Origin of the sequence: Niallia sp. M35 (genome assembly GCF_050971705.1) — a bacterium.
GTDB classification, from domain to species: domain Bacteria; phylum Bacillota; class Bacilli; order Bacillales; family Cytobacillaceae; genus Niallia; species Niallia circulans_A.
This window is the reverse complement of the sequence record NZ_JBPCEP010000012.1, coordinates 1-22,864: the sequence shown is the minus strand read 5'-3', so window position 1 is coordinate 22,864 and position 22,864 is coordinate 1. Positions and strand designations below refer to the sequence as shown.

The window sequence follows — 22,864 nt, the reverse complement described above, 5'->3', positions numbered from 1 at the left end:
CTTATCCTTTTTGAATCGGTGCAAATTTAGCCAATAATCGTTTAATCCCTACTGGGCTCGGAAAAGCAATATCTAATTCTTTTGAATCGCCTTCGCCTTTTACACTTACAACTGTACCAGTGCCCCATTTTCCATGGACTGCTTTATCGCCTATACTCCATCCGATTCCTTCACCGCCTGTTGCAACTGCCGCAGGACGAATAACAGCCTTTCTTGTTGGCTGTTGTTGTGTGTAAGAGCTTCGACTACTATTTTGAGGAGAAGCCATTCTTTGCCTATTTGAAACTGGATTTAATCCTTCTAGTAAATCTTCTGGAATTTCTTTTACAAAACGAGAAGGTGGATTCATATTGGTACGTCCAAATAACGTTCTCATCTGTGCATTGGTTAAATATAATTGCTTTTCAGCTCGCGTAATGCCTACATATGCAAGGCGTCGTTCTTCCTCCATTTCCGTTTCTTCCATTAATGAACGGGAATGAGGGAACACACCTTCTTCCAGACCAATTAAGAAAACAATTGGGAATTCCAAACCTTTTGCAGAGTGCAAGGTCATTAAGACAACCGAATCCGCTTGATTTCCGTCATCATCTAACTTATCAATATCAGCAACCAATGCTAAATCTGTTAAGAATGCAATTAACGATTTATCATCGTTAGCTTCCTCAAAGTTCTTCGATACGGACATAAATTCTTCAATGTTTTCTAATCTACTTTGAGCCTCAATCGACTTTTCTGCCTTTAGCATATCTACATAACCAGATTTATCAATAACTTCTTCGACAAGTTCTGTTACAGATAAGTATTCCTGCATTCTTGTATAATTTTGAATCAAATCACGGAATTCACTGGCAGCTTTTGTAATCTTTGGACTTAAACCAATTAATTCAACAGCTTCTAATGCTTGATACATAGACATATCATGCATTGCTGCGAAATTGGCAATCTTATCAACAGAACTAGAGCCAATTCCACGTTTTGGAACATTAATCACTCGTTGAAAACTAATATCATCGTCAGGATTAGCGATTAAGCGAAGATAAGCAAGCGTATCCTTAATTTCCTTTCGATCATAGAACTTTATACCTCCAACAATCGAATATTCAATATTGGCTTTAAGAAGCATTTCCTCCATAACACGAGATTGTGCATTTGTTCGATACAGAATAGCTATATCTGATAAATTCAAAGAGCTTTCTCTTCTTAATTCTTGAATTTTCCCAATAACAAATTGTGCTTCTCCTTGCTCGCTATCTGCTCGATAATAGTAAATTTTGCTTCCGTCTTCATTCTCTGTCCATAAGTTTTTATCTTTACGGCTAGAGTTATTAGCAATGACTTGGTTTGCTGCCTGTAGAATTCTTTTGGTGGAACGATAATTTTGTTCCAGCATTACTACTTTTGCATTTGGATAATCCTTTTCAAAAGAAAGGATATTTGAAATATCTGCACCACGCCATGCGTAAATAGACTGATCAGAATCACCAACTACACATAAATTGCGGAATCGACTTGCTAGAAGCTTGACCAGCATATATTGCGATCTATTCGTATCCTGATACTCATCCACATGAATATACTGAAATTTACGTTGATAGTATTCCAAAACTTCCGGTACTCTTTGAAAAAGATTAATGGTCTGCATAATTAGATCATCAAAATCTAATGCTTGGTTCTTTCGTAAACGTCTTTGATATTCTGTATATACATCACTAACTATTTGTGAGAAGTAATCACCAGCAGTCTTCGCAAATTCCTCTGGAGTTACAAGTTCATTTTTGGAAGAACTAATACTTGCAAGAATAGCACGGGGATCATATTTCTTCGGATCGATATTACGGTCTTTTAAAATACCTTTAATAACAGATTGCTGATCAGTCGTATCCAATATTGTAAAATTACGATTGTATCCAATTCGATCAATATCTTTTCTCAAAATACGTACACACATAGAGTGAAAAGTTGATATCCATATTTCTTCGCTTGCTCCACCTAAAACAGCTGCTATCCTCTGACGCATTTCCTTCGCTGCTTTATTGGTAAACGTAATTGCTAAGATATTGTATGGATTGACTCCCTTTTCCACCATAAGATAAGCAATTCTCTGTGTTAAAACTCGGGTTTTTCCACTTCCTGCCCCTGCCATTATTAAGAGAGGGCCATCTGTTGCTTTTACTGCTTCCTTTTGCTCAGGATTTAATCCATTTAAAATTTTATCTGTTAAAAATTGCATCTTTTCACCACCATAAGAACATATATTCTATTTTAACTTAGCTTTATTGTTTATTCAACGCTTGCTCTTTTTTATTTCAATTGTGTGTAATGCGGCTGATAGGTCTTTATAAATAACGTTTCCGACTACAATGACATCCGCATATCTTCCCATTTCCTCTGCCTGTTCCACAGTCTCAATTCCTCCACCGTAAAACAAGACCGTCTCGTTCAATTGACTTTTAGCCGCTTTAACAAACGAAGGATTTCCATAACTCCCACTGTATTCCATATAAAAAATAGGCAAATGAAACATCTTCTCTGCCATTAAAGCATAGGCTGCAATATCTTCTTCTGATAAATTTGTTTTCGCACTCGTTAATTTTGCAGCTTTACAATCTTCGTTTAAAACACAATAGCCTTGAATAAGAAATTCATCCCAATCCATTAGTTCTCCGTATTCCTTCATTGCTTCATGATGAAGACCAGTTATCCATTTTGGATCACTGCTATTTAAAACCGTAGGAATAAAATATAAATCAAATCCGGGTGAAACCGAATCTATTGTTGACACTTCTAATATACAAGGAACTGTATAGCGACGAACACGAGCCATGAGATTCAATACATTATCCAACGTAATCCCATCTGTTCCGCCAATGATGATTGCATCTGTACCAGATTCGCATAAACTTTCTAATGCATCATCTGAAATTTCCTTATTTGGGTCTAATTTAAATACATGACGCCATTCGCGCACATCATACATGCAAACTTCCTCCATTCTAACCATTACATCATTTCATTATAGCATTAGATATTCCATCAAAAAAGAAATCCTACCGTATAATTTCTTGTAAATTTTTCTTGGTGCCAAGAAAAGCGCAGGGCACCCGGTAGGAGCGTGTGGGATGGAGTGACCTTTCCTGAGATATAGGAAACACGGTGAACGTCAGTGAACCGATGTTGACTTATCGTAGGGAAAGGGCGCGAAACCCAGCAGCTCCTGGGTGCCCGGAGCTAGACAATCAGAAAAGCGTAGGCGCCTTGATTACCGCCGTTCAAACTGGAGGGGCATCGACTAAGATATAGGAAACACGGTGAACACTAGTGAGCCGATGTTGACTTATCGTAGGGAGATGTCCTGAAGTTTGCTAGGCGGTAGGCGCCGGAGCTAGACAATCAGAAAAGCGCAGGGCACCTGGTTAGAATTTATAGCACTTTTACTATTGGACGAAATAGGCAAAGCAATTGTTTCATGATTCACAAAACAAGTAAGTATGTTTATTCTTTCTAAAATAAAAAAAGGGTTGTCCGAAAAAAGAAAATCGCGTGGACTTAATCTTTTTTGGGGACATCCCTTTATCCTATTCTTCCGTTTCGGTCTGTTCTTCTTTCTTAATTCTTGATAATGCTAGTTCATACGCGTCATTACCATAATTTAAGCATCGTTTTACACGAGATATAGTTGCGGTACTTGCACCTGTTTCTTTTTCAATTGTATGATAAGTATTGCCTTCTCGAAGCATCCTTGCAACTTCTAACCGCTGTGATAGTGATTGAATTTCATTCACTGTGCATAAATCATCAAAAAACTGATAGCATTCTTCTAAACTCTCTAGGGAGAGAATGGACTCAAATAATTGATCCAACTCTCTTCCTCTTAATTTATCTATTTGCATAGGATACCTCCATTTTTTCCTTAATGAATTAACTACATGGATTATAAAAAACTATTTAATTATTTTTTCAGCGTAACAGCACTCTTTAATCCTGGAGTAGAAGGAATAATATTTATCCATGTCTTTCCTGGTATGAGTCCAACTTGTTTATCTTCTTTAAAGGGGAGAATTCGCCCGTTTATATTTTTCCAATCTATTTCCTGCCATCTTCCATGCTGTAACAAATACGCATTGCCGCCAGATAGTAAATCAATGTCTTTTCTTCCTTTATTATCAACAACCTTATGACTCGTTTCAATAATAAAAACATTATCTACCGCCACAGTTGCTTTTGTTTCATTATCTATTGTTTGTTCTCCATTTGAAAAACGAATATATTTCTGAACATCCTGATCATATAAAAACTGTGAATTATAGTTTGGATTTTTCCCATAATTAATGTTGATCGAGCTTGACTCTTCTCCCTCGATTTCCTCTAACTCCTTTGTATTTAAAAATAACAAAGATTCTGGTGCCCCTTTTAGTGAATAATTATTTGCATTTGCCCCCTTCTCAATATTAGCAAAGCTTATGTAAGAATTATGAGGTGCAACTCGGTCAGGGGACCTTTTAAAGAGGGTGCCATCATACTCCATCCCATTTAAATTATCAATATAACCGTTTGTAAGTAGTTTTTTTGCTTCTGGACTATATCCATGTGCAATATATAAACTATTATAACCCTTTGCTAGCTCGATATAATAGTCTCGGGAACTACGGACAGGACCAATAAGCTTAGGGATTGAGCTTTGAAAAATCGCTAGAAATCGGGTAACTTCTCCTTCTGCTAATACTTCATACACAATATCTGCTTCTGTCAGTCCTGTTTGAGGTCTCGCTTTAGGATGATTATTAATCATAACAGAAACTGCACGATTCGTACTTTCTGTGTTACTAGGGAGCCCAGTTAGTGGATACAAAGTAGAAAGATCTTTTATTCCCTCTTCTTCCTTAGCTCCATTGCCAGTTTGATTACCATTATGTTTTCCAACATCTTTCGGTTCACTATTGCAGGCTGTTAAGACAAAAAGCAGAAATAGAGAAACAAACCACCTTTTCTTCATAGTCCCCTCCTATTTCGTTATTGGTGCAATGGGAATGTTGTGACTATATAACTACTCTCCTTATAAGAGAATAGAACTTTACCTATTAAATATATCAGAATATTCTAATTAAACAATAGGACTCTTTTATATTTTAACGCATTATCGCTGGAAAGAGTACAGTTTTATTCATTACGTCATATAAACCTTTTTGGGTTATCCGAATATATGGTAAATGAGTGGAGGTGAAAAATACAATTGTATAAATTGGGTCTTCATAACGATAACCTCTGTCCTTTATATAGTCGAATAGTTCTTTTTCCTTTTCAATTAATTCTTCCATCGACATGGAAGCCATCATCCCTCTTAATGGCAAAGGAATTTCTATATCAACCTTGCCATCTTTCACTAAGACAATCCCTCCGCCTATTTCTTTTAATCGTTCAAATGCGGTTATCATATCTTTTTGGCTTTTTCCTAATAACACAATATCTCCATCACCTGTATAAGAACTCGCCATTCCTCCGATTCTATTGGAGAAACCCTTTAATAAAGTATTGATTCGCCATTCTCCTTCTCGGTCAATCAACATGAAATAACATTCATCATGTTCCTCTGTGAGAATAGTATCAGAAACATTAATTGAAATGGAATAGGGCTTTGTAATGACGGCATTTTCCAAGCTTATTCCAAACGGCATTGAAAATTGCATATCAAGACTATTTACATTCCACTTTATATCTAATGGACTTAAATCAAACTGTTTCCAATCAACAATAGGGTACGCATCTCTCATTTCTCTTCCATCTTTTTTCACCCAAATTCCTTTTGCTAATACAGAAACAGGAGTTGGATTTTTTTTATCCTTCAGAAAGTTGATATTTGCAACTCTTCCCGTTGCAATATTCCCATGCAAATGTTCCATTCCATGATATTTAGCGATATTAATGGTTGCCATATTATAGGCATCTATTACTGGTACGCCATGATTCATCGCAATCCGAATAAGCTGATCAATATGGCCATTTTCATAAAAGGAAGAAGGAGATCCATCTGTTGTTAGCATAAAATAATCATATTGTTCAATGCCCAATTCTTTTATTTCCTTTAATAATTTCGGTAAATCTGGGCGAATAGACGAATAACGAAGACTAACTTTGTATCCTTGGAGCAAACGATTTAACACTTCTTTCCCAGTCATTGCTTCATGATCACTATCCACTCCCAGCAACATCAATTTGGCCAGTGTTTTCTCCGATGCTCCTGGAAAATGCCCCTCAATTCTTTTTCTTAATCGTTTCGTCTCCTGCATCCAATGAAGCATCATATCATCACCATCGAGAAGCCTCGGCCATCCCGTTAGCTCTCCTCCTTGAATAACTGCATCATGCTCCAGCCAACTTTTTACATTCCCATGAGAAAATATTAGTTCTTCCTCTTGCAACTCTGTTTGGGCATCATATCTGCTCCACCATAATATAGTGGAAGGAATATCTTTCATGAAGTTTAAAAAAGTAAACGCTTTCTTTTTTTCTAACTGCATAGCCAAAACTAAGTTATCATTCACATGTGTCGTTGTTCCAAATTGTGATGTATATTGGGCTAAGGTTAGGGGATTATAAATTTGAAAAGGATGCGCATGTGGTTCAATGTATCCTGGAACTAAAAAAAGATTAGTGCAATCAACAATTTCTGCTTGATCTATTTGTTTGGGCATATCATTGCCCACATAAATAATTCTATCTTGATATATCCATATATTAGCAAGTAACCACTTTCGTAATACCTGATTTAAATATGTTGCATTTTTTAAAACGATTGAAGGGGATTTTTCACCATTCAAAATGGATACATGGTCACGCAAAACTTTGTTTTTCCATCGATATCGCTGAGCTAACACTACGCTTCCTCCCTTTTCATATCTGTTACCTGTATATAAAAATGTAACGATTTTTCTTTATAAGATGAAGAATTTGTATGGAATTCCCTAAGATTAACATTATTTTACCATATAAAGTAACAATTCATATTACCGTTTTGTTAAATTTATGTAGGAGGAACGAAACTTATGAATCCAAAACAAAATATAAGTTTGATCAATGCGCTTATTCGAATTACCTGCGGCTGTGCATTTCTCGCATGGAGCACAGCAAAAATGGCAAAAAAGCCTTATAAACAATCTTATTTTCTTATTGCTCTACTTGCTGGAATGAAAATTGCAGAAGGGATTGTTCGTTATTGTCCAGTTGTTGCTCTTTATGAGAAAAAGGATGCAATTATGCCAAAATCTGAGCACAACCATTCCAAAAGTCAAAGTTCCAATATCCCCTCATCAGATGAAAGTAAAACCAATAATTCTGAGTCATCATCTAAGGAAGTTACTGAGATGATGGAGCAATTTAGTCCAGAGAAGATATTTTCCCCAGATGATATGAAAAAATAATTACTGCACGGGCTATCCGAGAGATTGGATAGCCTTTATCTCTTGCTAAATATAGGTTTAGGAATGCTAGGATGTGGTAAATGCATTAACAGAAACGAACGAAGGAGCTGGTCAAATGACAAAGCCAAAAAACCCATTAGATCTATACTATAACGATGACTTTCCAAAACAATATCAGGAACCTCCTGGTGTCCAAGCTAAAATGGATCCACAACCTGACTGTGGAGAAACTAGCTATCAAGGATCTGGTAAATTAAAAAATCGAAAAATATTAGTTACCGGTGGTGATTCTGGAATTGGGCGTGCAGCTGCCATCGCTTATGCTCGTGAAGGTGCAGATGTAGCGATTAACTACCTACCAGAAGAACAAGAAGATGCTGATGAAGTACAAAAGTTAGTCGAAGCAGAAGGACAAAAAGCCATTCTTATACCTGGAGATTTAAGTAATGAAAGTTTCTGCAAGGACTTAGTGGACAAAGCCTATAATGAACTTGGTGGACTCGACGTATTAGCCTTAGTTGCAGGAAAACAACAAGCAGTTGATGATATTATGGAACTTTCAACAGAGCAGCTAAGAAAAACTTTCGAAGTAAATGTATTCTCTCTCTATTGGGTAGTGAAAGCAGCACTTCCATACTTGCCAAAGGGAGCTTCTATTATCACAACTACGTCTGTTCAAGGCTATAACCCTAGTCCCAATTTATTAGATTATGCTCCATCTAAATTTGCTATCAATGGCTTTACTCGTGGACTTGCCAAACAATTAGCATCTAAAGGAATCCGGGTAAACTCCGTTGCTCCAGGCCCAATTTGGACTGCCTTACAAATTACAGGCGGACAGCCAAGTGAAGCCATCCCAACATTCGGTCAGCAAGCTCCATTAAAACGAGCTGGACAACCAGTCGAACTATCTAGTATTTATGTTTTCTTAGCATCCGATGAATCTAGCTATGTTACCGCACAAATATACGGAATAACAGGCGGAATTGAATTAGCATAAATTATAAAAGAGGAAGTTCTTTCGTTACCTATGACATTGCTTTTTACATGTTATCGGGCTATGAGGACTTCCTCTTTTACCCATGCTCCTTCTTTTTCCTGCTTCCCGGCACAGACAGCCTTTCTCTGTTGCCTTTCACTATATATACTTATGTTTTCCACTAACATACTAAAACAACAAAAAACCCCCATATGCAATCATCAACAAAGTCTCACATACAGGGATTCCTTCTTATTTTACTGCTTTAAAGCCAATGTCTTTTCGATAAAAAATGCCATCGCTCTCTAATTTCTTTAGTTCTTTATATACTTTATCCTGTGCCTCTTTTAATGTACGGCTCTTAGCAGCAACTAACAAAACACGTCCGCCATTCGTGGTAAATGCACCAGCTTCATTTAAGTCGGTTCCCGCATGAAAAATAGAGACATCCTCCATTTTATCTAATCCTTGGATAACCGCACCTTTTTCATATGCTTCTGGATAGCCTTTTGCCGCAATAACTACTCCTAGCATATCCTCTTCATACCATTCAATCGACGGAGTTTCTCCATTTAAAATAGATAAAATGACTTCCACTAAATCGGACTTCATCCGTGGTAAGATGACTTGTGTTTCTGGGTCCCCTAGTCTTGCGTTAAACTCAATTACTTTTGGGCCTTTATCCGTTGCAATTAAGCCAGCGTATAAAATACCTGTAAATGTTCTGTCTTCTGCTATCATTGCTTTTGCCGTAGGTTTTACAATCGTTTCAATAGCAGTTTGCACGATTGCCGGATCAATGTGTGGAACAGGAGAATAAGCTCCCATTCCCCCTGTATTTGGCCCTTTATCTCCGTCAAAAGCACGTTTATGATCTTGCGCAATTTCTAATGGAATCACGGTTTCTCCATTCACAAAAGACATTAAAGAAAATTCTTCCCCGGCTAAAAACTCCTCAATAACAACTGTTGCAGATGCACTTCCGAATTTTTCGCCAACAAGCATTTCTTGGATGCTTTCTAATGCCTCTTCCATGTTCATCGCCACGGTTACACCTTTTCCTGCTGCTAATCCGTCTGCTTTAATAACAATTGGAGCACCCATTTCCTCAATATACGCTTTCGCCGCCTCATAATCCGAAAAGGTTTGGTATTCCCCTGTTGGAATATGATATTTCTTCATTAAATCTTTCGCGAAAGATTTGCTTCCTTCTATTTCTGCAGCACATTGATTCGGACCAAATACCTTTAAGCCAGCTGCTTGAAATGCATCCACTACACCAAGAAGTAACGGTACTTCTGGGCCGACAATGGTTAAATCAATCTTTTGTGTAAGTGCAAAATCAACCAGTTTTTCGACCTCTGTTTCTGCTATTTCAATACGCTCTGCCACATCAGTCATTCCGACATTTCCTGGCGCTACAAAAACTGTTTCAACTTTTTCACTTTCGCTTACTTTTGTACAAATCGCATGCTCCCGACCACCGCGGCCAATAACAAGTACTTTCATTCTTTTATATCCCCCAAGCTTTCAAGATATTAATGTTTGAAATGTCTTACTCCTGTTAATACCATTGCAATTCCGTATTCATTGGCTTTTTTGATGGAATCTTCATCACGAATACTTCCACCTGTTTGAATAATTGCTGTTACTCCCGCTTTTGCAGCCGCTTCAACCGTGTCATCCATCGGGAAAAATGCATCTGATGCTAATACTGCCCCTACTGCTTTTTCTCCCGCTTGCTCTAAAGCAATTTTTGCAGAACCAACACGATTCATTTGCCCTGCACCAACACCTAGCGTCATTTCTTTGTTATTTACTACAATTGCATTTGACTTAACGTGCTTCACAATTTTCCATCCGAATTTCAGCGCTTCCCACTCTTCGTCTGTAGGCTTCTTCTCTGTAGGAATGGTGATGGCTGCATCCTCTAAAGAATAGCGATCAAAATCTTGTGTTAATAATCCACCCTCAATCGAAGTGAATTTCATTTCTTTGCTGCTTCCTGTTCCAAAAGGAATCGTTAATAAACGGATATTTTTCTTTGCTTGTAAAATATCTAATGCTTCTTGGGAATACGAAGGAGCGATTACTATTTCTAAGAAAATTTCATGCAGTTTGCTAGCTGTCTCTGCATCTACTTCTCTATTTAATGCAATAATTCCGCCAAAAATAGAGACTGGATCTGCTTCATATGCTTTCGAGAAAGCTGTGAAAATATCTTCGCCTGTCCCAACTCCACAAGGATTACTATGTTTAATCGCAACTGCAGCAGGCTCTGTAAATTCCTTTACAATTTGGATAGCAGCATCTGCATCATTGATATTATTGTAAGACAGTTCTTTTCCATGCAGTTGCGTCGCATTTGCAATCGAAAATTCAGATCCTAAAGGCTTGCGGTAAAAAGCTGCCTTTTGATGTGGATTTTCTCCATAGCGTAAAGGTTGCTTTAGTTCATATGTAACCGTTAATTTCTCTGGTGTTTCCTCTTCCGTAAGCTCTGTCATATATTCTGCAATCATCGCATCATAAGCAGCTGTATGACGGAATACCTTTGCAGCAAGTCTGCGTCTCGTTTCAAATGAGACTTCCGCTCCCTGCTTTAATTCCGAAATAACCGTTTGATAATCAACCGGATCTACCACTACAGTTACATACTGATGATTTTTTGCCGAAGCACGAAGCATTGTTGGTCCGCCGATATCGATATTTTCAATTGCATCTTCTACGGTTACATCCGGCTTCGCAATCGTTTGTTGAAAAGGATATAAATTGACACATACGAGTTGGATCGGATCAATCTTATGCTCTTCTAATTGAGCGGCATGGCTAGGTTCATCAAATTTAGCAAGCAATCCCCCGTGAATATAAGGATTTAAAGTTTTCACTCTTCCTTCTAATATTTCAGGAAAGCCAGTGACTTCACTAACACTCATTACAGGAATCCCACTATCTTGAATTGCCTTTTTTGTTCCGCCTGTCGAAATTAACTCAAAACCTAATTCATGAAGCTCTTTTGCAAAATCTGTAATACCTGTTTTATCAGAAACACTAATTAACGCTCTTTTTTTCATTATTATTCCTCCTGATATTTCATGCCTGTTGATTACGTACTTATTAATGAAATGCTTCTGCTTTATGGAGCAATTGTTGAATTACCTTTGGATATAACTGGTGCTCTAACGCCTGAATTTTTCCCTGCACGCTTTCCCTAGTATCTTCTTCAGTTAAGATAATTGATTCTTGCGCAATCACCGGACCGGTATCCATTCCTGCATCCACATAATGAATCGTAATGCCCGTTTGCTCGACCCTTGCCTCTATAGCTTGGCCTATGGCATCCTTGCCTGGGAAAGATGGCAGAAGAGATGGATGAATATTGATTATTTTTCCTGCATAAGCTTGTAAAAGTGTGTCGCCTACTAATCTCATATATCCTGCAAGAACAATTAAATCAATTTTATTCTTATCTAAATGCATTAAAATTTCTTTTTCATAATCTGCTTTTTCTGGATAATTCTTCGCTGCAAAAACAAAGGTGGGAATTTCTTCTTTTATCGCTCTATCTATCACATAAGCTCCTGGTTTATCCGAGACTAATAAAGTAATAGATGCATTTAATTCGCCTCGTTTCACTGCATTTATTATTGCCTGAAAGTTAGATCCATTACCAGAAGCAAAAACAGCAATCCGCTTCATATACAGTCCTCCGCCTTTATTTGAGGATGATATTTATTTCCCCGTCGTCTGTTACTTTTCCAATTGTATACGCCTTTTCTCCTATTCGAGTAAAGTGATCAATGATCTGTTCTTCGTCCTCTTTGCTTACAGCAAGAACCATTCCCGTTCCCATATTAAAGATGTTATACATCTCTTTACGATCGATTTCGCCAATTCCCTCCATTTTTTCAAAAACAGCAGGTACTTCCCAATTAGCTTCATCCAATTCCATTCCCAAACCTTCTGGAAGCATTCTTGGAATATTTTCGATAAATCCTCCCCCAGTAATGTGAGCGAGACCTTTAATTTCAAATTCTGCTAAAGCAGAAAGAACGGGCTTTACATAAATTCTAGTCGGCTTGATTAACTCTTCACCTAATGTACAGCCGAATTCCTCGATATAATCAGATAAAGACATACTCGCTTTTTCGAAAAATAATTTTCGCACAAGAGAATAGCCATTGCTATGAATACCATTAGAAGCGAGACCGATCAAGACATCTCCAGCTTGGATTTTTTCACCTGTTATAAGTTTTTCTTTCTCACAAGCTCCCACAGCAAATCCTGCTAGATCATATTCTTCTTCCTCATACATGCCCGGCATTTCAGCTGTTTCTCCGCCAACCAACGCACATCCGGCTTGCTCACAACCGTCTGCAATTCCTTTGACAATGGCCTCGATTTTACCAGGCTCAGCTTTTCCACAAGCAATATAGTCAAGGAAATAGATTGGTTCTGCCCCTTGGACGACGATATCATTTACGCACATTGCCACAGCATCAATTCCAATCGTATCGTGCTTATCCAGCATAAAAGCAAGCATTAGCTTTGTTCCTACCCCATCTGTCCCCGATACCAAAACGGGGTTTTGTAAATTTAGAACAGATAAATCAAACATGCCGCCAAATCCGCCTAATCCCCCCATAACGCCTGGACGAATCGTTTTCTTCACATGCTTTTTCATTCTTGTTACTGCCTCATAGCCTGCTTCTATATTAACGCCTGCTTGTTTATAAGCCTCAGCCATTTTATGCCTCCTAAATTGTGATAATTCAATGGAAAAGCGACATCATCGCATGCCGCCTTTCTTTTATTTACCGTTATTGTTAAACTTTTTCATATGGATGATCAGCGTTCGGATAAATTTCTGTCGGGTACTTGCCAGTAAAGCAAGCTAAACAATGCCCTCTGTTTTCCCCATCATCTGTACGGCCAATCGCATCAATCATTCCTTCTGTACTTAAGAAGATGAGCGAATCAGCACCAATGATTTCACGCAGTTCTTCTACAGAATATTTCGATGCAATTAACTCTTCTTTTGTTGACGTATCAATTCCATAGAAGCAAGGATTTTTAATTGGTGGAGAACTGATTAATACATGTACTTCTGTTGCTCCTGCTTCTCTTAGCATCGTTACAATGCGTCTACTTGTTGTACCACGTACAATTGAATCATCCACCATTATTACTCTTTTCCCTTCTACCACTCCACGAACAGCCGAAAGCTTCATCTTGACACCTTGCTCGCGAAGGGATTGCGAAGGCTGAATAAATGTTCTGCCAACATAACGATTTTTAATTAATCCAAGCTCATACGGAATGCCTGTTGCTTCCGCATATCCAATTGCTGCTGAAATACTAGAGTCAGGTACTCCCGTTACTACATCTGCTTCAATTGGTGCTTCGATTGCTAATCTTTTCCCAAGATTTTTACGCGCAGTATGGACATTGATCCCATTGATATTGCTATCCGGTCTAGAGAAATAAACATACTCCATCGTACACATTGCAATATTAGAAGCGACAGAAAACATTTCTGAACGGAAGCCGTTATCGTCAATGATTAACAGTTCACCTGGTAATATATCACGAACAAACTCTGCTCCAACCACATCAAAGGCACATGTTTCAGATGCAACAACATAAGCATCACCTAATTTCCCTAAAGAAAGAGGACGCATTCCATTTGGATCTAGGGCAACCATTAATTCTGTTTCCGTTAAAATAAGAAAAGCATAGGCACCTTTAATCATTGTCAGCGCATTTTTCACTCTTTCTTTAAAAGCCGCAAAGCCGCCTCTTCTAATTAAATGTGCAAGCACCTCTGTATCAGAGCTTGTTTGAAAGATACTTCCTTGTGCTTCTAGCTGGCTTTTTAAAGCTGTGGCATTTACTAAATTTCCATTGTGAGCAAGTGCCATACTTCCGCTTTGGAAGTGGAACAGAAGAGGCTGGACATTTTCATATCCGCCGCCTCCTGCTGTGGCATAACGTACATGCCCAATTGCAGCTTTTCCGCTTAACTCTTTTATTGCTTCTTGCGTGAAAATTTCAGAGACTAATCCTTCTCCCTTAATTCCTTTTAATTTTTCTCCATCTGTCGCTACAATGCCAGTGCCTTCTTGACCACGATGCTGTAAGCTATGCAGTCCATAATATGCCAATTGAGATGCATCCTCATGTCCCCAAACACCAAAAATGCCACATTCCTCATTTAACCCTCTTATTTCAGCAAGCATGGAATTGCTCCTCTCCAGGCATTCGTTAACGAATCAACCTGTTCATTTACTAGAATAGTTTCCCCTTGACTAATGGTAAGAACGGCTGTATCTGTAACTTCTCCTACTAGTGTAGCAGGAACTAAATTTTCAAAAGTCTCTTTGTTTTCTGGTTTAATTGAAAGCAAGAAACGTGATTGTGATTCACTAAAAAGTGCTGTTACAGCATCTTCTGTAACCTTTACTTTGGCTCCTAATCCTTTTGAGTTGATTAAGCTTTCCGCAACAGCAACAGCTAAGCCACCTTCCGCTAAATCGTGAGCAGATTCTACAACGCCTGCACGAATTGCCTCCAGTACTGCTTGCTGATACGTTTTTTCAAGCTCTAAATCTAAGGAAGGTGCCTTGCCAGAAATAGTTCCTTCAAGCAATTTTTGCAGTTCACTTCCGCCAAACTCTGCTTTTGTTTCCCCAAGCACATAAATTAAGTCACCAGCAGATTTAAAGCTTTGTGTAGTAATGTCTTTCGTATCCTTTATTAATCCGACCATGCCAATGACAGGAGTAGGATAGATAGCTGTTCCATTTGTTTCGTTATATAAAGAGACATTCCCGCCGATTACTGGTGCATTCAAAGCTAAGCAAGCTTCACTAATTCCATCTGCCGCTTTTTCAATTTGCCAGAAAATCTCTGGTTTCTCTGGATTTCCAAAATTCAAGTTATCTGTAATGGCAAGTGGTTCTGCCCCAGAACAAACAATATTACGTGCTGCTTCTGCTACTGCAATCTTGCCGCCTGTTTCTGGATCTAAGTATAAATATCTTGCATTACAGTCCGTTGTCATCGCTAATGCCTTTTTCGTTCCGCGAATACGTACTACTGCAGCATCAGAGCCTGGTGCAACAACTGTATTCGTCCGAACCATATAGTCATATTGATCATAAACCCACTCTTTGCTTGCAATTGTAGGCTGTTTTAACAGATTAAGAAGTGTTTCTCCATAGTTGTTTACGGTAGGAATATAGTTTTCCATTGCTTGGAACTCACGATAATATGTTGGTTCACTAGATGGCTTATGATAGACAGGCGCATCCTCTGCCAAAGCATCTGCAGGCACATTTGCTACTACTTCTCCTTTATGAAGAAGACGAAGCATTTTATCACCTGTTACAACACCAATTGCTACTGCTTCTAAATCATATTTATGGAAAAGATCTTTAATTTCTTGTTCTCTTCCTTTTTTCACGACAATCAACATACGTTCTTGTGATTCAGAAAGCATCATTTCATAAGCAGTCATTCCTGTTTCTCGCTGTGGTACTAAATCTAAGTTCATTTCAATACCAGAGCCGGCTTTACTCGCCATTTCTGCACTGGAACTTGCCAGTCCTGCAGCCCCCATATCCTGAATACCAACTAATGCATCTGATTGAATCAGTTCAAGACACGCTTCCAAAAGAAGCTTTTCCATAAATGGATCTCCAACTTGTACTGCTGGACGCTTTTCATCTGAGTTCTCTGTTAATTCCTCAGAAGCAAATGTCGCACCATGAATACCGTCACGTCCTGTTTTGGCTCCAACATACATAACCGTATTCCCCACACCATGCGCTTGGCCTTTTTTTATATCTTCATGATTAATTAACCCAACACACATCGCATTTACAAGCGGATTTCCAGCATAGGAATCATCAAATGCAATTTCTCCACCAACTGTTGGAATCCCTATACAGTTACCATAGCCAGCAATTCCAGCAACTACTTCTTTAAAAAGGTATTTTGTCCGTTCATTATCTAATTCACCGAATCGTAGTGAGTTAAGAATCGCAATTGGTCTTGCTCCCATGGAAAAGACATCACGGATAATTCCGCCTACGCCTGTTGCTGCGCCTTGATATGGTTCAATAGCAGATGGATGGTTGTGACTCTCGATTTTAAACGCAACAGCTTGACCATCACCGATATCTACAATCCCTGCACCTTCACCAGGACCTTGTAACACTTGAGGTCCTGTCGTTGGGAATTTTCTTAATACTGGTTTCGAATTTTTATAACTGCAATGTTCTGACCACATAACAGAAAATAACCCAATCTCTGTATAGTTTGGAAGACGACCAAGAATTCCTTCTACCATCGCAAACTCTTCATCCGTCACACCCATTTGTTTGTAAATTTCTTCTGATTTAATTTGTTCTGGACTTGGTTCAAGCATTAACGACATTTGCTTCCCTCCACTGACTAACGATTGATTTAAATATTTTCAGACCATCTGCTCCACCTAAAAGCTCATCTACCGCTCTTTCTGGGTGTGGCATCATGCCAAGGACATTACCTTTTTCATTTATGATTCCCGCAATATTTTCTAAACTTCCGTTTGGATTTGTACCATTGTAAGTAAAGATAATTTGGTTATTTGCTTTTAAGTTTGCTAATGTTTCTTCATCACAGTAGTAATTGCCTTCTCCGTGCGCAATCGGGACAGTGATTACTTCGTTTTCCTTATATGCAGAGGAGAACATCGTATTATTATTTACTACTTGCAGTTCAACTGGCTTACAGATAAACTTTAAGCTTTCATTTCTTCTCATCGCGCCAGGCAGTAAACCTGCTTCTAATAATATTTGGAATCCATTACATACACCTAGAATTGGTTTGCCTGCTTCTGCTGCTTTTATTACTTCTCTCATTACATTACTGAATCTTGCAATCGCTCCTGTACGAAGATAGTCACCATAAGAGAAACCTCCTGGAAGCAAAATTCCATCAAAGCCTTCTAAGCTGTCTGTATCATGCCAAACGTATTCTACTTCTTCTCCAAGCTCGTCTTTCACCGCATGAAACATATCAACATCACAATTGGATCCTGGAAATACGATTACTGCAAACTTCACTGTGCAACAACCTCCTCCACCTCATAGCGGTAATCCTCAATAACTGTATTAGCAAGCAGCTTTTCACACATTTCCTTCACTAGCTCATCTATGTTTCTTTCTGATTTATCAATTGTTAATTCTAGATATTTACCGATACGTACATCTTCTACTTCTTTATAATTTAATGAATGCAGTGATCCTTTTACGGCATTTCCTTGTGGATCTAATACACTTTCTCTTAATGTGATATATACTTTAACCTTAAACATGTTGACTGCCCCCTAATCTCGCTAAAATAGTTTCATATGCATCTGTTAAATTTCCTATATCGCGGCGAAATACGTCTTTATCTAATTTCGCATTAGTTTCTTTATCCCAGAGTCGGCATGTATCCGGCGAAATTTCATCCGCAAGAAGAACATTTCCCTCTTTGTCTTTGCCAAATTCTAATTTGAAATCAACCAGGTTAATTCCCAATTCTCCAAAAAATCTGCATAATACTTCATTTACTTCCAATGCCTTTTTCTTTAAAATGGCAACTTCATCTGTTGATGCAAGCTTTAACTCTTCGATATGGTCCTCCGTAATCATTGGGTCACCTAATGCATCATCTTTGTAGTAAAACTCAACTAGCGGTTTTGATAACGAAATTCCCTCTTCTATTCCTAATCTTTTTGAAAAACTGCCTGCTGCTAAATTTCGAACAACAACTTCTAACGGAATAATGTCCACTTTTTTCACAAGCTGTTCTGTTTCTGACAATCTTTCCACGAAATGCGATGGAATACCAAAGTCTTTTAATTTTAAGAATAGTAAACTAGTAATCTCATTATTTAATCGACCTTTGCCTGTAATAGTTGCTTTCTTCTCTCCATTAAAGGCAGTAGCGGAATCCTTATATTCCAGCCAAACTATATTCTCATCCGAAGTTTCATACACTCTTTTTGCTTTTCCTTCATACAATAAAGCTCTCTTTTCCATTTGAAGAGTCTCCTTATCAAAAAAATTAGGGATAAAACGAAAAATTCTAACTTGCAATTTCTTACTCAAAATTCGGTATATTCTGTTTTCATAATTTATAGTAGAGCTGCCATATTAGGTGACAGCTCTTATTTTTTTATAGTCCAAGACGATCAAAAATCGTATCAACATGTTTAATATGGAAGTGATAATCAAAACAATCATCAATTTCTTCTTTTGTTAACTTAGAAGAAATGACTGCATCGCTATCTACTAGCTCACGGAATGGTACTTGCTTTTCCCATGATTCCATTGCTCTAGGCTGTACAGTATCATACGCCTCTTCTCTTGTAAGCCCCTTATCTATTAGAGCTAGTAATACTCGTTGTGAGTAAATTAATCCCAGTGTACGATCCATATTACGCTTCATATTCTCTGGGAATACAGTTAGGTTTTTCACGATATTACTGAAGCGATTTAACATATAATTTAAGGCAATCGTTGCATCAGGAATAATAATCCGCTCAGCAGAAGAGTGAGATATATCTCTTTCGTGCCATAGAGGAACATTTTCATAAGCAGTCAGCATATAACCACGAATCACACGAGCAAGACCAGCCATATTTTCTGAACCAATTGGGTTACGTTTATGCGGCATTGCTGAAGAACCTTTTTGTCCTTTTGCGAAAAACTCTTCTACTTCTCTTGTTTCACTTTTTTGCAATCCACGAATTTCTACTGCAAATTTTTCAATGGATGTAGCGATTAACGCTAAAGTAGACATATAATCCGCATGGCGATCGCGCTGTAACGTCTGGGTTGAAATCGGCGCTGGCTTTAATCCTAATTCTTTACAAACATATTGCTCAACAAAAGGATCAATATTAGCATAAGTTCCTACCGCACCAGAAATCTTACCGTATTCAATACCTTCAGCAGCTGCTTTAAATCTTTCCAGATTACGTTTCATTTCTTCATGCCATAGTGCTAGTTTCAAACCGAATGTTGTAGGTTCTGCATGTACGCCATGTGTACGTCCCATCATAACGGTATACTTATGTTCTTGCGCTTTGTTTTTTAAAACAGCAATAAAGTTCTCTACGTCTTTTAATAAAATTTCATTTGCTTGTTTAATTAAGTAGGAAAGTGCTGTATCTACAACATCTGTAGAAGTTAGACCGTAATGCACCCATTTTCGTTCTTCTCCAAGTGTTTCCGATACCGCTCTAGTAAATGCTACAACATCATGTCTTGTATCCATTTCTATTTCTTTAATACGCTCGATATCAAATGAAGCATTTTCGCGGATTTTTTTTACATCCTCTTGTGGAATTTCACCAAGCTTTACCCAAGCCTCACATGCTAAAATTTCTACCTCTAACCACGCTTTAAAGCGATTTTCCTCTGTCCAAATGTTTCCCATTTCTGGTCTTGTGTAACGATCAATCATTGTTTATCCTCCGATTTTTTCTTTCTGTACCTTCCATATGTGCGTATTCTCGATTTCATACAAAGCCATTTCAACAGAAGAACGAAGCAAGGTAGCATGCCCCATCTTTCTATTTTCTTTAGGATCCTGTTTTCCATAAAGATGGATCTTCCAATCCTGTAATTCAGGAATTTGTTCGATTATCTTTTCTTGATGCTGACCGAGAATATTAACCATAACAGTAGGTCTTAATAATCTAGTGCTTGCTAACGGCCAATTGCACACCGCACGGATATGCTGCTCAAACTGTGAAGTCTCGCATGCCTCAATTGTATAATGCCCAGAGTTATGTGGTCTAGGTGCCAACTCATTAATATAAATCTCTTCATCCTCGGTCAGGAACATTTCTACTGCTAATGTTCCTACCAAATTTAGATTTTCAGCAAGCTTACTTGCCTTTTCAATCGCTAAGTCCTTTGCTAAGTCACTAATGCGAGCTGGAACAATTGATTCATGCAAAATATTATTAAGATGAATATTTTCACTAACTGGAAAAACAGTAGCTTCTCCCTTTCCACTTCTAGTGATAATAACTGATATTTCCTTATTAAAAGAAATCCATTTTTCTAATACACAGACTCCATTATTCAAAAGCTTTTCCGCTTCTGCTATTTGGCTGCTTTCTTTAATAACATATTGGCCTTTTCCATCATAACCTCCACGGGCCGTTTTTAAAACAGCTGGATAGCCTAATTCTGCTAATCCATTATAAATATCCCTAGCTTTTTCTACTACAACATATGGAGCTATATTAATACCAGCTTGTTCGATTGCTTTTTTTTCCTTCACCCGATCTTGCGTTATTTCTAATAAAGCTGAACCCTGAGGAACATACGCATTATTCGTTAGCCATTCGAGACAAACAGCATCTATATTTTCAAATTCATACGTAATGACATCACTAATCTCTGCTAGCTTCTTAATAGCAGATAGACTATCATATGCATCTACTATTTTATAGTCAGCTATCTGCCCACAAGGAGAGTCTTCAGTCGGATCTAATACAGCAATTCTAAACCCTTGTGCTTTTGCCGCAATTGCCATCATCCTCCCTAGCTGACCGCCACCTATAATGCCAATCGTCTGCCCAGGTAAGATTACTCGATTAGACAAGCTCATCACTACTTTCCATCACTTCTTTTTTTGTTCTTTCTCTCATGGAAAAAAGTCTTTCTGCTATTTCTAAGTCTGAGGCACCAAGGATTTGGGCTGCAAGAAGTCCAGCATTAGTTGCCCCAGCTTTTCCAATTGCTACAGTAGCTACAGGAACTCCTCCAGGCATTTGTACAATTGACAATAATGAATCCAACCCATTTAGAGCTCTTGATTGAACAGGAACTCCTATAACAGGCAAAGTTGTCTTAGCTGCAACCATCCCTGGAAGATGTGCTGCTCCTCCTGCTCCCGCAATAATTACTTTAATTCCTCTATCTCTCGCGCTTTCAGCATATTCAAACATTAAGTCAGGAGTACGATGAGCAGAGACTACTTTTTTCTCGTAATCTACTTCCAGTTGATCTAATATGCTACAAGCATGCTTCATTGTCTCCCAATCTGATTTACTCCCCATGATAATACCAACTGATGCGGTCATGCTCTCCCCCCTGATTCCAATTTAAAAAGCCCTAGACAGAAAACTTCTACACTAAAAGAGAGAAAGTATCTGTCCAGAGCTTAAATAAACCTGAATAAAGTAGGTTTCTACTTTTTTCAGCTCTTTTTCATTCACTTTCCCTCATAGTCCAGTATTTTACGGTTACCGGGTAGAAACTTATGGGCCATATTCCCATTATTATATGAGGGCTATTTAATTAAACAATTATTTCGTTTATCTGTTAGTTAACACTATACCATCTTAACAAGCATATTTATATATTGTCAACACTAAATGTCGAACAATTAATATAGTTTTATTTTTATTGTTCGTGATTTAACCTTCTAATTGGATAGCTTCAAAGATTATTTGCTGTGACACAGGCTCATAAGACATTTGACCATTTACCTTTACTTCTTTAAAAACAGGCTTTTCCATCCGCTTTATTGGCATATAGCCTTCCTGTTTCATTCTGTCTAAACAGTCATCAATCGACTCATTTGTTTGCACTTCAAATCTTTTTTTCTTACTCATTAAATAACTTTCCTTTCTTAACACTTTTCACCCAGAACCCGCCATATATTGTTTTTGGCTCATATGCAATTATAAATGCTTTTGGGTCTAATTCTTTAATTGTTTGATATAATTTTAATTCATATTTTCGAGGAGTCAATATCTGCAAAGCCATACGGTCGCCTTCTAATCCTTGTGCAGTCCACGTTGTTACTCCATATCCCTGTGTTCTTAATGATTTCGGTAAATCTCGATCATATTCCTTTGTAATAACATTTACTGTTATATATCCTAAAGCCAGTTTTTCCTCTATCTTCATCCCTACAATGACTCCTATTCCATAACCAATAGCGTAGGCAACCAAGTTTTGAATTTGATCTAAATTATCTAAAACCAGCCCTAATCCAATAACATAAATGACTACCTCAATCATACTGATGAAGGCAGCTAAGTATCTTTGTCCCTTTAAAGTTAAAATCATTCGTATCGTAAAAAAAGAAACATAAACAATATTAATTACAAGAATAATCAATATCATTGTAACACTATTTTCAAGCATATACTTTCTCACTCCCAGATGTATTAATCATTCCTATATTATACTTATAATTACCTATTTAGAGAGAAGTAAACAATCTTCCCTCTACATACAGAAGACAGATAAATCAGAAAAAGGATTAAATAATAGAAGAAAGTAGAATTTTTTCATTTTCATATCTAATTCAACTTTGACAAATTAATCCCTAAAATCAGATTTATGATTCGGATAATATTTAGTATAGAAAAAAGACCTAAAAGCATATGCTCTTAGGTCTTTTA

At 37.7% G+C, this 22,864-nt stretch carries 21 protein-coding genes and 1 riboswitch; of the genes, 2 read left to right on the top strand and 19 right to left on the bottom strand.

Translation table 11 applies throughout. The features are described from left to right. Position 1: 1 nt before the first annotated feature. The 5 genes from pcrA to NiCM35_RS17170 all read right to left on the bottom strand — a co-directional run bounded on the left by pcrA (position 2) and on the right by NiCM35_RS17170 (position 6,875). The gene (pcrA, locus tag NiCM35_RS17190; protein ID WP_095333428.1) at positions 2–2,233 is read right to left on the bottom strand and encodes a DNA helicase PcrA; all 2,232 of its coding nucleotides are present in this window, start codon (positions 2,231–2,233) and stop codon (positions 2–4) included. A gap of 54 nt (positions 2,234–2,287) precedes the next feature. Further along, positions 2,288–2,980, bottom strand: a complete 693-nt coding sequence (pcrB, locus tag NiCM35_RS17185; protein ID WP_171509282.1) for a heptaprenylglyceryl phosphate synthase — start codon at positions 2,978–2,980, stop codon at positions 2,288–2,290. A 598-nt stretch (positions 2,981–3,578) separates the two neighbouring features. Continuing rightward, positions 3,579–3,893: a YerC/YecD family TrpR-related protein gene (locus tag NiCM35_RS17180; protein WP_095333432.1), complete on the bottom strand. Its 315-nt coding sequence runs from the start codon at positions 3,891–3,893 to the stop codon at positions 3,579–3,581. A 59-nt stretch (positions 3,894–3,952) separates the two neighbouring features. Further along, the gene (locus tag NiCM35_RS17175; protein ID WP_095333434.1) at positions 3,953–4,996 is read right to left on the bottom strand and encodes a DUF3048 domain-containing protein; all 1,044 of its coding nucleotides are present in this window, start codon (positions 4,994–4,996) and stop codon (positions 3,953–3,955) included. A gap of 133 nt (positions 4,997–5,129) precedes the next feature. After that, positions 5,130–6,875 (bottom strand): adenine deaminase C-terminal domain-containing protein, encoded by a 1,746-nt coding sequence (locus tag NiCM35_RS17170; protein ID WP_095333436.1) that lies wholly within the window; start codon positions 6,873–6,875, stop codon positions 5,130–5,132. 168 nt (positions 6,876–7,043) lie between these two features. Here NiCM35_RS17170 and NiCM35_RS17165 point away from each other — a divergent pair, with 168 nt between their 5' ends. Next, positions 7,044–7,418 (top strand): YgaP-like transmembrane domain, encoded by a 375-nt coding sequence (locus NiCM35_RS17165; RefSeq protein ID WP_095333438.1) that lies wholly within the window; start codon positions 7,044–7,046, stop codon positions 7,416–7,418. Positions 7,419–7,533: 115 nt separating this feature from the next. Beyond that, positions 7,534–8,418 (top strand): SDR family oxidoreductase, encoded by an 885-nt coding sequence (locus tag NiCM35_RS17160; protein WP_095333462.1) that lies wholly within the window; start codon positions 7,534–7,536, stop codon positions 8,416–8,418. A 231-nt stretch (positions 8,419–8,649) separates the two neighbouring features. On the opposite strand, the gene purD is transcribed toward NiCM35_RS17160, so the two are convergent. The 14 genes from purD to NiCM35_RS17090 all read right to left on the bottom strand — a co-directional run bounded on the left by purD (position 8,650) and on the right by NiCM35_RS17090 (position 22,604). Then, complete coding sequence (purD, locus tag NiCM35_RS17155) at positions 8,650–9,906, bottom strand: phosphoribosylamine--glycine ligase (RefSeq protein WP_123258836.1); 1,257 nt, start codon at positions 9,904–9,906, stop codon at positions 8,650–8,652. 29 nt (positions 9,907–9,935) lie between these two features. After that, on the bottom strand, positions 9,936–11,471 hold the full coding sequence (purH, locus tag NiCM35_RS17150; protein WP_095333442.1) for a bifunctional phosphoribosylaminoimidazolecarboxamide formyltransferase/IMP cyclohydrolase: 1,536 nt from the start codon (positions 11,469–11,471) through the stop codon (positions 9,936–9,938). 43 nt (positions 11,472–11,514) lie between these two features. Beyond that, complete coding sequence (gene purN, locus NiCM35_RS17145; protein WP_123260019.1) at positions 11,515–12,096, bottom strand: phosphoribosylglycinamide formyltransferase; 582 nt, start codon at positions 12,094–12,096, stop codon at positions 11,515–11,517. Positions 12,097–12,112: 16 nt separating this feature from the next. Further along, the gene (gene purM, locus NiCM35_RS17140) at positions 12,113–13,144 is read right to left on the bottom strand and encodes a phosphoribosylformylglycinamidine cyclo-ligase (protein ID WP_123260020.1); all 1,032 of its coding nucleotides are present in this window, start codon (positions 13,142–13,144) and stop codon (positions 12,113–12,115) included. A gap of 79 nt (positions 13,145–13,223) precedes the next feature. After that, positions 13,224–14,636 (bottom strand): amidophosphoribosyltransferase, encoded by a 1,413-nt coding sequence (gene purF, locus NiCM35_RS17135; RefSeq protein WP_047944712.1) that lies wholly within the window; start codon positions 14,634–14,636, stop codon positions 13,224–13,226. Then, on the bottom strand, positions 14,621–16,837 hold the full coding sequence (gene purL / locus NiCM35_RS17130) for a phosphoribosylformylglycinamidine synthase subunit PurL (protein WP_433780259.1): 2,217 nt from the start codon (positions 16,835–16,837) through the stop codon (positions 14,621–14,623). The genes purF and purL overlap by 16 nt, the downstream gene beginning before the upstream one ends. Beyond that, the gene (gene purQ, locus NiCM35_RS17125) at positions 16,821–17,507 is read right to left on the bottom strand and encodes a phosphoribosylformylglycinamidine synthase subunit PurQ (RefSeq protein WP_163187588.1); all 687 of its coding nucleotides are present in this window, start codon (positions 17,505–17,507) and stop codon (positions 16,821–16,823) included. Before purQ ends, purL begins: the two co-directional genes overlap by 17 nt. Continuing rightward, positions 17,504–17,758, bottom strand: a complete 255-nt coding sequence (purS, locus tag NiCM35_RS17120; protein ID WP_016205034.1) for a phosphoribosylformylglycinamidine synthase subunit PurS — start codon at positions 17,756–17,758, stop codon at positions 17,504–17,506. The genes purQ and purS overlap by 4 nt, the downstream gene beginning before the upstream one ends. Further along, positions 17,751–18,470, bottom strand: a complete 720-nt coding sequence (gene purC, locus NiCM35_RS17115; RefSeq protein ID WP_095333454.1) for a phosphoribosylaminoimidazolesuccinocarboxamide synthase — start codon at positions 18,468–18,470, stop codon at positions 17,751–17,753. The genes purS and purC overlap by 8 nt, the downstream gene beginning before the upstream one ends. Before the next feature lie 136 nt (positions 18,471–18,606). Then, the gene (gene purB / locus NiCM35_RS17110) at positions 18,607–19,899 is read right to left on the bottom strand and encodes an adenylosuccinate lyase (protein WP_433780256.1); all 1,293 of its coding nucleotides are present in this window, start codon (positions 19,897–19,899) and stop codon (positions 18,607–18,609) included. Between the two features lie 3 nt (positions 19,900–19,902). Beyond that, positions 19,903–21,057 carry a 5-(carboxyamino)imidazole ribonucleotide synthase gene (purK, locus tag NiCM35_RS17105; protein ID WP_433780255.1) on the bottom strand — a complete coding sequence of 385 codons (1,155 nt, stop codon included), beginning with the start codon at positions 21,055–21,057 and terminating at the stop codon, positions 19,903–19,905. After that, positions 21,044–21,532: a 5-(carboxyamino)imidazole ribonucleotide mutase gene (gene purE, locus NiCM35_RS17100; protein ID WP_095333458.1), complete on the bottom strand. Its 489-nt coding sequence runs from the start codon at positions 21,530–21,532 to the stop codon at positions 21,044–21,046. The genes purK and purE overlap by 14 nt, the downstream gene beginning before the upstream one ends. A 124-nt stretch (positions 21,533–21,656) precedes the next feature. Further along, positions 21,657–21,758: riboswitch (purine riboswitch) on the bottom strand. A gap of 110 nt (positions 21,759–21,868) precedes the next feature. After that, positions 21,869–22,066, bottom strand: coding sequence for an NETI motif-containing protein (locus NiCM35_RS17095; RefSeq protein ID WP_047944722.1), 198 nt, complete (start codon positions 22,064–22,066; stop codon positions 21,869–21,871). Next, a complete protein-coding gene (locus NiCM35_RS17090) occupies positions 22,059–22,604 on the bottom strand; it encodes a DUF2179 domain-containing protein (RefSeq protein ID WP_095333460.1) in 546 nt (181 codons plus the stop codon). Before NiCM35_RS17090 ends, NiCM35_RS17095 begins: the two co-directional genes overlap by 8 nt. Positions 22,605–22,864: the final 260 nt, after the last annotated feature.